The following is an 11,608-nucleotide window of genomic DNA, read 5'->3' as shown; positions in this document are numbered from 1 at the left end:
TTTAAAAATCGAGCAACCAATCATCAACCTTTTTATCTTCAGAACCATGAAGCACTGATATATCACCTGTAGATTCAAATACAACAGCTTTAACTTCAGAAATCTGTATAACATTGGCTTCTCTAAGTTTGGCTTTTAAATCTGAAATAGTGACTTTACATTTCTTTAAGTTGTCTTCTAGAATCTCACCATTTTTCATTAATAAGGTAGGTTTATTGTCTGTTAGTTTTCGGATGGTTTCCCACCGTCTTCCATATGCAACACTTATTTGAATTATATATAATATCAGAAGACCAATAATACCATCTTGAAGCACAACAGATTTGGATAATATGGTTGAAGCTAGTATTGAACCAATTGCAACGGTAATCGCAAAATCAAAACTAGACATTTTGGAGAAACTTCGTTTACCGCTTAATCGTGTTAATAAAACGAGTGCAATGTAAATTCCTAATGCCGTTAATATTATAGCTGATAAAGTAATATTGTTTGTAGTAAACCATTCTTTCATTCTGAATTGATTTAAAAGTTAAAACATCTATGATTTTGTTTAATTTATAAAATTTCAATGAACAACACTTTGTATTTATTAAATGGGTCAAGAGTTTTATGGATAGTATTATCAATTGACAGTTTATCACTATAATTTCGTGTAGTATAACTAATCAAATATATTATGAATAGCGCATATCAAAAATGTATAGAAGCCTGTCAAAAATGTTTAATCGATTGCCAAAACTGTTTGGTTGAAATGGCAGGTATGGAAAGTATGAACGACTGTCCAAAATGTTGTGTACAGTGTGTTGATGCTTGTTATATTTGTATAAAGATGATGGCTGCAGATAGTGCTTATGCAAAGCAATATTCTTTGTTGTGTGCTGAAATATGTGAGTATTGTGCAGACCATTGTAGTGCACATCATCATGAACATTGTAAAGTTTGTGAAGAATCTTGTAGAGCGTGTGCAGAAGAATGTAGAAAAATAGCAGCTTAAAAAAATTCAAAATGGCATTTATCGGACATATCATTAAAGGAGCAATTTATCTCAAAGACTTTGTTTCGAAAGAGGTGAATCATGTTGAAGCTCAAAAAAATGTACTTAAAGATTTATTGACAAAAGCAAAAGATACCCAATTCGGTAAGCATTATGATTTTAAAACAATTTTAGAGTCTGATGAAGTTGAAACAGTTTTTGCGAAACAGATTCCATATTTTGATTACAATAAAATTAATGAGGCTTGGTGGCATAAGTTGCATGAAGGTGAGTCTGATGTTACTTGGCCAGGGAATCCTAATTATTTTGCATTGAGTTCTGGTACTACAGGAAAAACCAGCAAACGAATTCCTGTGACTGATGAAATGATTGAAGCCATTAGGCAAGCAGGAATAAAACAAGTTTTTGCTCTCAAGAACTTTGATTTACCAGCAGATTTCTTTGAAAAAGATATCATGATGTTGGGAAGCTCAACAGATTTACAGGAAAACAATGATCATCTCGAAGGAGAAATTAGTGGTATTAGTGCTAGTAATATTCCGTCGTGGTTTAGTGGTTATTATAAACCTGGAAAAGACGTTGCTAAAATAGATGATTGGGATGAACGTGTACAAACTATTGCGGAAAGAGCAGAGGAGTGGGATATAGGAGCGTTGAGCGGAATTCCGTCGTGGATAGAACTAATGCTTCAAAAAGTGATTGAACATCATGATTTGAAAAACATACATGAAATTTGGCCGAATCTTCAAGTTTATACTTCAGGAGGTGTCGCTTTTGGGCCTTATGAAAAAAGTTTTAATGCTTTGATGGGCAAACCAGTTACCGTCATAGATACCTATTTGGCTTCAGAAGGTTATATAGCAACTCAAGTGCGTCCCGAAACTGACGCTATGCAATTGAATACAGATAATGGTATTTATTTTGAATTTGTACCATTCAAACCTGAATATATTAATGAAGACGGCTCACTTACAGACGAAGCACCTTCGTTAACTTTAGCGGAAGTTGAAACGAATCAAGATTATGCATTAATTATAAGCACAGTGAGTGGAGCTTGGCGTTATCTTATTGGTGATACCATCGAATTTACAGATGTTGAACGTGCTGAAATCAAAATCACAGGACGAACTAAATTTTTTTTAAATACCGTAGGTTCGCAATTGTCGGTAAATAAAATGGATGCTGCTATGCGAGAACTGGAAGAGCAGTTTAAAACTAAAATTCCTGAATATACCATTTGTGCAAAGCGAAGTGAAGAGGATGGTGAATTTTATCATTATTGGTATTTGGGTTCGGAAATTGAAAATCCCGATGAAGAATCTGTGGCTAATGCTCTTGATGAAGCACTAAAAAACGCGAATAAAAATTACAAAGTAGCAAGAAGTAAAGCTTTAAAAGGAGTAAAAGTAAAAGTCATTTCGCCTGAAGTTTTTTACGACTGGAACGCACATAACAAAAAGAAAGGTGGACAAGTAAAAATGGAACGCGTTATGAATGAAGACAAATTCAAAGATTGGGAGGATTTTGTTAATAATTAATTGGCTTGAAGCAGGTCTTCTCGTTCTTTCACTAACTCTATAATTTCTTCAGGAGACAAATAATATCTTTTTATTCTGTCTTTATAAGTTTGATTAATATCGGCATTATTTAATATGAAATCTTTCGTTTTCAGAATGTAAGATTCCATACCTTGATTTACTGCAAAAGAATCCGCAGCTCTTTCTGCTTCAACAATATGATTTTGAGAGAGTAAGTAGTTAATTCCAAACCAAACTAGATTAAAATTACTTCTATTTTGATAATCTAAAATATGACCTAACTCATGACCAATCCAACCCACAAATATATCTGAAGGCATATCAACAGTTTTAAATTCTTTATCAGATATTTTGAATTTCTCACTTATTAAAATTACATAACGTCTATTCTTTTTACTTCTAAAGAAACTACCAAAAGTAGGTCTGGCCTGCATTGTAGATTTTTTTATGTTTTTTTTGAACTTGAATTCTATATGTGTGCTATCCAATTGCGGATAATAATCCAAAGCTTTGTTTACTTGTGTTTCAATATTTTTTGGAATTATATGCTGTGCACTCATAAAATTTAATGTCGATATTATAAAAAAGGTTAAAAAATGTAATCTCATAGTCTATCAATGAATATAAGGTTTTCAAGAGTTTTATACCAGTTTTTATGATATACTTTAACATTTGATTACTACAAATGTCAGCAATAAAAAACTATAATTGTTAGTATTTTTGTGTTGGTAGAAATTTATTCAATAAAGTAGTCTCAAATTGTCATTTCAGCGTATACAAGAAAAACTTAAAATCTTAGCCGATGCTGCTAAGTATGATGTTTCATGTTCTTCAAGTGGAAGTAAAAGAACAAATACTAACAAAGGTTTGGGTGATTCTTCAGGTATGGGAATTTGTCATTCTTATACTGAGGATGGCAGATGTGTGTCTTTGTTGAAAATTCTACTAACTAACCACTGTATTTTCGATTGTGCTTATTGTGTCACTAGAAAAAGTAATGACATTAAGCGTGCTGCTTTTAAGGTTCAAGAAGTGGTGGATTTAACTATTAATTTTTATCGCAGGAATTACATCGAAGGCTTGTTTTTAAGTTCAGGGATTTTTAAAAATGCCGATTATACAATGGAGCGTTTGGTAGCTGTGGCGAAGAAACTACGAAAAGAGGAAAATTTCAATGGCTACATTCATTTAAAATCTATTCCTGGAGCTTCTGATGAATTAATGCGAGAAGCAGGTTTGTATGCAGATCGATTGAGTGTGAATATTGAAATCCCAACAGAATCTGGTCTTAAAAAATTAGCTCCTGATAAGAATAGAGAGGATTTTATTAAACCAATGGCTAAAGTGAAAAATGAAATTATTCAATATAAAGCCGAAAAGAAAATCATAAGAAGCACTCCAAAATATGCTCCTGCAGGACAAAGTACACAGATGATTATTGGAGCAAGTGGAGAGAATGATTTTCAAATTATGCAAACCTCAAATCATTTTTATAGAAACTTTAATTTAAAACGGGTTTACTATTCGGGTTATGTCCCAATAAGTTATGATGATAGGTTGCCTAAAATAGGTAGTGAAGTGCCTATGCTTAGAGAAAATAGATTGTATCAAACTGATTGGTTAATGCGATTTTATGGTTTTGATGTTAGTGAAATTCTGAATGAACAACACCAACACCTAGACTTAGACATAGATCCTAAATTGAGTTGGGCTTTACGTAATTTACATGAATTTCCTGTAGATGTCAACACTGCTGATAAACGTATGTTGGCTAGAATTCCAGGTCTGGGCATGCGATCGGTTCATAAAATATTGAATGCAAGGCGCTTTAGAAGATTGAATTGGGAACACCTCAAAAAGATTGGTGTAGCACTTAATAGAGCAAAATACTTCATGGTTTGTGACAGCAATCAGTTTGAAAAACGAGATTTGACTTCTGAAAAAATTAAAGGTTATATTTTACAAAATTCAAATAGTAAATATAGAACAACGTTAAGTAATCAATTGAGTTTATTTGGATAGATGCAATCAAAAACTTTAATATATGACGGAACTTTTGATGGCTTATTGTGTGCTGTCTTTCATGTCTATGAGTATAAGTTAAAGGATGTAACTATTAAGAATAAATTTTCTGTGCAATCACAATTATTTTCTGATAATGAAAATATTATAACGGAAACTGAAAAAGCCAATCGTGTTTGGAATGGCATTAAAAATAAAACAAGCAGAACAGGTAGTTACCAATTGTACTATACTTTTTTGAGTGAAAGAGAAGGTGTTGAAAATATAATGTTAGATGCTATTCGATATATTCTTAGTTCAAGAATAAATAGCGACAAAGATTATTCTCATCCTTCTATTTTACAAGTAGCTCAAATTGCAAAAATGGTAGGAAGGGAAAAGCATAGAATGGAAGCATTTGTAAGGTTTAAACTGACTAAAGATCATATTTATTTTGCCAATATAGAACCTGATTTTAATGTGTTGCCACTTATCATTAAACATTTTAAAAGTCGATACGCAGATCAAAAATGGTTGATTTATGATATTAAGCGCGCTTATGGTATTTACTATGACTTAGAAAATGCTGAAATCATGAATATTGAACTGCCTTCTGGTTTCAATTTTTCAAAAACGGATAGCGATTATTTTTCAGAGGAAGAGTTTGAATTTCAAAAGTTATGGCAAGATTATTTTAAAAGTACCAATATAGAATCACGAAAAAACATGAAGTTGCATACACGACATGTGCCAAAACGCTATTGGAAATATTTAAGCGAAAAACAGCCTGATTAACTTTCTGACACCTTTTCAGAATAAGCTTTTGCCCAATTATCAATTCGAGATCCAAAACATTCCAAAATTGCATCGACACCAATAACACTACCTTTTGCTAAACGACCTAAAACGGCAATGTTGACTTTATTCTTTTTGTTTTCGGTTTCAACGTAAGCATTTTCATCTGTTTCTATACCGAGTTTAGAATGTATTGGTGAAATTAAATCGTGTTGTAAAAGGTTTGTGACTAAAGGTGAATTCACTTCCAATAGTTTTGGAGAATCGAGAACACTATTAATCATTATGTTTACATTCTTGCGGTCTTGACTTTCATTGGTAAGTCGCCAACCATGGTTTTCTAGCTCAATATCTGGATTATTAACAAAATTTAAATTTAAAATTCCAGCGTCCACCAAAGCCAATAGTTGTTGCATGCTTTCTATTGGTGGTCCATAAGAGTAGCGTTTACTTTGTTCGTCTTGAGCAATCACATCTTCTATGATTTCAGGTTTTAGATTTGCATAAGAAAAAGCATCATAGAGTGTTGGTTGGCAATGTCGCCAAACCTGACCAACACAATAGTCTAAAGTGATTTTAGTTTCACCCAAAGCCATTTCAATATAACTTTTAATAAGATTGTAAGTGCTGATATTGTTGTTTTGTAGTGTTGGGTGTTGATGGTCTTTGTTTTGTAACCAATTCAATACTACGGATTCAATTTCCTTTTTTTCATAATTATGACTTACAGCTTTGTCTCCTAAATCAAGAAAAACTCTGGAGCTAATTTCAGCTATAGGTTTTATCAAAAAGTCAATAGTATTAAAGTTTTTGCTGGTTTGTGCTACAGAAGTAATTGAAGTTTTAAAATATTCTAGTTCTTCATCTGTTGGTTTGTACCAATTATCAATATGTTCATTTAATGGTTTTGGAACTAGAGGTAAACCATCTAAAGAGAAAGGCACAATTTGAAGTTGTTGATCTTTAACTTTGTAATATAAGGTTTCAAAAGTCTGATCATCTGTGATTTTGAAATTACCAAAATCGTTTATGGTAAGGTAACGCATTACATCTATCAAAGAGAGTCCAAAACCTCTAATACCAATTGAAATGTTTGTTTGGTTCTTTATGTCTTTAAATAGAGATACTGGATATGTATTCTCGTAAACTTTGATCTCAGTGTTTGATTTTGAATGTTCAATCCATTCATTGAGCTGTTCAGAATTTTTTGTTGATTGATGACCAATGCTTAAAAGCACGTCATCTACTTTCCAAACTTTATTGTCTGATGATAGCGCTAGTTTATTGTTTTCTAAATCAATAGATTTAATGGAAGTCTTAAAGAGTTCAAAACCTGATTTAGATTTTAAAACATCAATTATTGAGTTGGCGCGTTCCGAAAGGTATTTACCCACTTTTTTTCTAGGAGGAAAGGTATCTGGCTCTAGTTCATTTTGGGAGAATTCACACCATTGATGATAAGAAGGAAACTGTGGAATTATAGTATTTCTATATACAATTTTAGGTCTTGACGGTAAGTCTACCAAGGCACGTTCTGTTATATTTATAAGATTGCTATTTGGTTGATCCTTGTTCCAAGCCGCACCTGTGCCTAGTTCTGTTTTACTTTCAAAAACTAAAATATTGATCTCTTGTTTTCTCATCGCTAAATGATAAACAAGACGTTCTAAAGCATAGAGTCCACGAGGTCCAAATCCAATAATAGTTAGTGCTTTCATATGGTATTAAAAGTAATAAAAAAACCACCTTGAATAAGGTGGTCTTAAATAATATATTTCAACTAATTAAAATTGATATCTTATTCCTAATGCGATGTCAAAATCTAGATCGTCATTATCGTAGTAATCATCTCCGAAACCTAACTCAGGTCTAAAATCTAAAGATAAGATTAGTGGAATGTCAAAGTTGTATTCAATACCAACATCACCTGCTATAAATACAAATGTTTCGCTGTCATCACGACCACTAGGTACATTATCGAAGCTATAAGACGCTAAACCACCACCAGCACCTGCGTACCAGTTAAAGTTACCATCTAAGTTCCAAACCCATTGATATAATCCTGCTAACTTAAAACCGTCATAATCACTTCCACTCCTAAGTCCTAAATCTAGTTCTAGTCTATTGTTTCCTCCAAGTCCACGTTGGTAGGAGATTTCAGTTCCAAATCCGTCACTATCTCCAATTCTTAGCCCAATAGCGTTATCAGCTATTTCTTGTGCGCTGGTTACGGTTGTGAAACCTATTAATAATGCACTTAATAAAAATAATTTTCTCATAAGTTTTAAAGTTTTAATTTCTATATTTCAAACAGCAAGTAATACTGTTAATTCTACAACGGCAAATTTATGTTAAAATTGAGTTAGCACATTTTACTTTAAGATAATATTATAACACATTTCCGACAAATTTTAACACAAATGCGCTCTCCAATAACAGATAAACTTCAAAAACTAAGCACCAATTTTGAAGGTGATTTGCATTGTGATGATTTAACCAGAAAACTGTATGCGACTGATGCTTCGGTATATAGAAAATTGCCGTTAGCTGTTGCTATTCCTAAAACAAATAAGGATATAAAGTTGCTAATTGAGTTTGCAAATGAGAATGAAACGTCAATAATTCCTAGAACAGCAGGAACATCATTAGCTGGTCAATGTGTTGGTGAAGGTATTGTTGTAGATGTATCTAAACATTTTACTAAAATTTTAGATTTTAATGAAAATGATAGAACAGTTACAGTGCAACCTGGTGTGGTTAGAGATGAATTGAATAATTTCCTAAAACCTTACGGATTGTGTTTTGGACCAAATACATCAACATCTAATCGTTGTATGATTGGCGGTATGGTTGGCAATAACTCTTCAGGTACAACGTCTATTCAATATGGAGTAACGAGTGATAAGGTTTTGTCAATAAAGACAATTTTAAGTGATTGGAGTGAAGTTGAGTTCTGTAATATATCAAAGCAAGAATTTCAAGATAAGATAAAGCTCAAAACGCTTGAAGGTGCTATCTACAAAACTATTTATGAAGAATTAAAGACCGAAGAGGTACAACATCAAATCAAAGAAAACTTTCCTAAACCCAATATACATCGTAGAAATACAGGCTATGCTATTGATGAATTAGTAAATTCTGAGGTATTCATTGCATCCGAAACAAAGTTTAATATGTGTAAACTATTGGCAGGAAGTGAAGGTACACTAGCATTTACTACAGAAATAACATTGCAATTAGATCAGTTGCCACCAGAGGAAAATGCTATGGTAGCACTTCATTTTGATAGTCTAGCGAAATGTCTTAAAGCGGTAAAGGTGGTTATGCAGCATAATTTGTATACCTGTGAAATGATGGATGATAGTATCCTTAATTTAACAAAGCATAATAAAAGCCAGCAAGAAAACAGGGATTTTGTAGTTGGGAATCCGGTAGCGATCTTAATGTGTGAAATTCGTGCAAATTCTCAAGGAGAATTGAAAGACCTAATTTCAAAATTTCAAGAAACAGTAGAAGTTCTGAATATGAGTTATGCAGCTCCAATACTATTTGGAGATAATGTGAATAAAGCTGTAGAGTTGCGGAAAGCTGGCTTAGGACTTTTAGGTAACATGGTTGGTGATAAAAAAGCAGTGGCTTGTATTGAAGATACTGCTGTGGCTCTTGAGGACTTAGATAATTATATTACTGAATTCACAGAATTAATGACTTCGTTTCACCAGAATGCTGTGTATTATGCGCATGCAGGAGCTGGTGAATTGCATTTAAGGCCAATTTTGGATTTGAAGCAGTCTGGTGATGTAAAACTCTTTAGGCAAATAACAACTGAAGTCGCAAAATTGGTAAAAAAATATAATGGTTCTATGTCGGGAGAGCATGGTGATGGCATTGTGCGTGCAGAGTTTATTCCGATGATGATTGGTAATGACAATTATGAGATTTTAAAAGTAATAAAGTCTGCCTTCGATCCTAAAAATATATTTAACCCAGGGAAGATTGTAGAGGCATTACCAATGGATAAAAACCTTAGGTACGTGCCAGATAGAGTTGAGCCGCAGATTGAAACTGTATTAGATTTTTCGAATTCAGAAGGTATTCTTCGAGAAGCAGAAAAGTGTAATGGCTCTGGAGATTGTAGAAAATTACCAGAGTTTGGTGGTGTTATGTGTCCAAGTTACAGAGCAACACGAAACGAAAAAGATACCACAAGAGCACGTGCCAATGCATTACGTGAATATTTAACAAATTCCGAAAATTCCAATAAATTTAATCATACCGAATTAAAGGAAGTTTTCGATTTGTGTTTAAGTTGTAAAGCTTGTGCTAGTGAATGCCCAAGTAGTGTAGATGTGGCAAGTCTAAAAGCTGAATTTTTGTATCATTATCAAAAGGAAAATGGGGTGTCTTTAAGAACGAAATTATTCGCTTATAACAATACGTTCAATAAATATGCAAGTCGAGTTCCGAGGTTGACAAACTTTATGTTTTCTAATAGTTTTACTAGCAATATTATTAAATCTTTTAATGGAATTGCTAAAGAACGAAGCTTGCCTTTAATTTCAACAAAAAGTTTATATAAATTATTTCAAGAAATTGAAAATCAAGAAATTGAATTAAAAATAATAAAAGAGGTTTATTTGTTTAACGATGAGTTTACTAATCATCTTGATACTGAAGTCGGTGTTGATGCAATTCAACTTTTGAAACATTTAAATTATAAGGTAAATATCATTTCCCACGCTGAATCTGGTAGAGCAATGCTATCAAAAGGGCTTTTGATTGACGCAAAAAAAAGGGCCAATAAAAATGTTTCAATTTTTAAAGATTTAATCTCAGAAAAGACACCTCTTATAGGTATTGAACCTTCAGCCATTTTAACATTTAAAGATGAGTATCTAAGATTAGCGGATGATAAAGGTTCAGCTAAATCTATAGCTCAAAAGACGTTTCTAATTGAGGAATTTATTCAAAAGGAAATAGAATTAGGTAATATAACTTCAGAACAATTTACTCAAGAAACTAAAGTTATTAAATTTCATGGACATTGCCATCAAAAGGCTTTAGCCAATCAGAAATCTAGCTTTGATATTCTAAACCTTCCTGAGAACTATAAAGTCACCATAATACCAAGTGGTTGCTGTGGTATGGCTGGTAGTTTTGGCTATGAAAAAGAGCATTACGAGGTCAGTATGCAAATCGGTGAACAAACCTTATTTCCTGCCGTTAGAAAATCATCAGAAGCTATTGTTATAGCTGCTAACGGAACAAGTTGTAGACACCAAATTAAAGATGGTACAGGAAGAATAGCAAAACATCCCATTTCAATTTTAAGAGAAGCTCTACTTTGATTTTTGCTTTTTAGGTTGTTCTACTATGGTAATTGCAGCAATCAAGTCCTTAACATCCATATCTTTTAGTTCTTCATCTGCAAAGAATGGAGAAAGTTTATCACTGTTGTAGTTGTAGACTTTCCAGCGTTTAAACTGATATTCTAAAGCCGTAAAGTTTTCTACCCAATCACCAGAATTTAAGTAAGTGGTTTTACCATGTTTATTTTCTTTTATCAGCATTTTAGGCTGATGGATATGGCCACAAACCACATAATCATAACCATTTTCTATGGCTAAATCCGTAGCAACACTTTCAAAGTCGTTGATATATTTAACAGCACTTTTAACACTGTTCTTGATGCGTTTTGAAAGGGAATAACGCTCTTTTCCAAGCTTTTCTAATCCCCAGTTCACTACGCTATTTAATAATATTAATAAATCGTAACCCCAACCGCCAAGTTTGGCTAACCATTTTGCATTTTGAATTGAAATATCAAAAACGTCTCCATGAAAAAACCATGCTTTCTTCCCATCAAGATCCAAAACTAGTTTATTTACTATGGAAATATTGCCAATCTCAGCATCTGTGAACTTCCTCAGCATTTCATCATGGTTACCAGTAATGTATATTACTTCAGTACCATTGGCGGCAAAATCCATGATTTTTTTAATAACGCTAAGATGTGACTTTGGAAAGTAACGTTTTTTGAACTGCCAAATGTCAATTATATCACCATTAAGAATCAATTTCTTAGGCTCAATACTATTCAAATAGGTAAGAAGCTGTTTGGCTTGACAACCAAAAGTCCCCAAATGAACGTCAGATATAACTGCTATTTCTACTTTTCTCTTTAAATTCAAGGCAATAAATCAATAGATGCAAATTACAGGTATTGCTATTAACTAACTGTAACGCTATAATTAACTAACTATGAGTAAACTGTTATTAA

10 protein-coding genes are annotated in these 11,608 nt (G+C 32.8%); 5 read left to right on the top strand and 5 right to left on the bottom strand.

All coding sequences use genetic code 11. The features are described 5' to 3' along the window. Nucleotide 1 precedes the first annotated feature (1 nt). Nucleotides 2-511, bottom strand: coding sequence for a YetF domain-containing protein (locus QGM60_RS06375; RefSeq protein ID WP_281139405.1), 510 nt, complete (start codon nucleotides 509-511; stop codon nucleotides 2-4). Nucleotides 512-676: 165 nt separating this feature from the next. Between QGM60_RS06375 and QGM60_RS06370 the strand changes: the two genes are divergently transcribed. Both QGM60_RS06370 and QGM60_RS06365 read left to right on the top strand, forming a co-directional pair. After that, entirely contained in the window at nucleotides 677-994 is a 318-nt protein-coding gene (locus QGM60_RS06370; RefSeq protein WP_281139404.1) for a four-helix bundle copper-binding protein, read from the top strand. An 11-nt stretch (nucleotides 995-1,005) separates the two neighbouring features. Beyond that, nucleotides 1,006-2,532 carry a GH3 auxin-responsive promoter family protein gene (locus tag QGM60_RS06365; protein WP_281139403.1) on the top strand — a complete coding sequence of 509 codons (1,527 nt, stop codon included), beginning with the start codon at nucleotides 1,006-1,008 and terminating at the stop codon, nucleotides 2,530-2,532. Here QGM60_RS06365 and QGM60_RS06360 read toward each other — a convergent pair. Continuing rightward, a complete protein-coding gene (locus QGM60_RS06360) occupies nucleotides 2,529-3,092 on the bottom strand; it encodes a hypothetical protein (protein WP_281139402.1) in 564 nt (187 codons plus the stop codon). The genes QGM60_RS06365 and QGM60_RS06360 overlap by 4 nt on opposite strands. Before the next feature lie 199 nt (nucleotides 3,093-3,291). Here QGM60_RS06360 and QGM60_RS06355 point away from each other — a divergent pair, with 199 nt between their 5' ends. Together QGM60_RS06355 and QGM60_RS06350 are read left to right on the top strand one after the other, a co-directional pair. Continuing rightward, nucleotides 3,292-4,554: a putative DNA modification/repair radical SAM protein gene (locus QGM60_RS06355; protein WP_281139401.1), complete on the top strand. Its 1,263-nt coding sequence runs from the start codon at nucleotides 3,292-3,294 to the stop codon at nucleotides 4,552-4,554. Next, nucleotides 4,555-5,328, top strand: a complete 774-nt coding sequence (locus QGM60_RS06350; protein WP_281139400.1) for a TIGR03915 family putative DNA repair protein — start codon at nucleotides 4,555-4,557, stop codon at nucleotides 5,326-5,328. Here QGM60_RS06350 and QGM60_RS06345 read toward each other — a convergent pair. Then, a complete protein-coding gene (locus QGM60_RS06345; RefSeq protein WP_281139399.1) occupies nucleotides 5,325-7,046 on the bottom strand; it encodes an FAD/NAD(P)-binding domain-containing protein in 1,722 nt (573 codons plus the stop codon). The two genes, QGM60_RS06350 and QGM60_RS06345, sit on opposite strands and share 4 nt — an antisense overlap. A gap of 66 nt (nucleotides 7,047-7,112) precedes the next feature. Continuing rightward, complete coding sequence (locus QGM60_RS06340; protein ID WP_281139398.1) at nucleotides 7,113-7,607, bottom strand: hypothetical protein; 495 nt, start codon at nucleotides 7,605-7,607, stop codon at nucleotides 7,113-7,115. A gap of 141 nt (nucleotides 7,608-7,748) precedes the next feature. Between QGM60_RS06340 and QGM60_RS06335 the strand changes: the two genes are divergently transcribed. Further along, the gene (locus tag QGM60_RS06335) at nucleotides 7,749-10,676 is read left to right on the top strand and encodes an FAD-binding and (Fe-S)-binding domain-containing protein (RefSeq protein ID WP_281139397.1); all 2,928 of its coding nucleotides are present in this window, start codon (nucleotides 7,749-7,751) and stop codon (nucleotides 10,674-10,676) included. Here QGM60_RS06335 and QGM60_RS06330 read toward each other — a convergent pair. Continuing rightward, entirely contained in the window at nucleotides 10,668-11,519 is an 852-nt protein-coding gene (locus QGM60_RS06330) for a UDP-2,3-diacylglucosamine diphosphatase (protein WP_281139396.1), read from the bottom strand. The two genes, QGM60_RS06335 and QGM60_RS06330, sit on opposite strands and share 9 nt — an antisense overlap. Between the last annotated feature and the right edge of the window lie 89 nt (nucleotides 11,520-11,608).

The organism is Winogradskyella sp. SYSU M77433 (assembly GCF_029911945.1).
In the GTDB taxonomy this organism is placed as follows: domain Bacteria; phylum Bacteroidota; class Bacteroidia; order Flavobacteriales; family Flavobacteriaceae; genus Winogradskyella.
The sequence above is the reverse complement of the archived record's forward strand: the minus strand, read 5'-3'. Positions and strand labels throughout refer to the sequence as shown.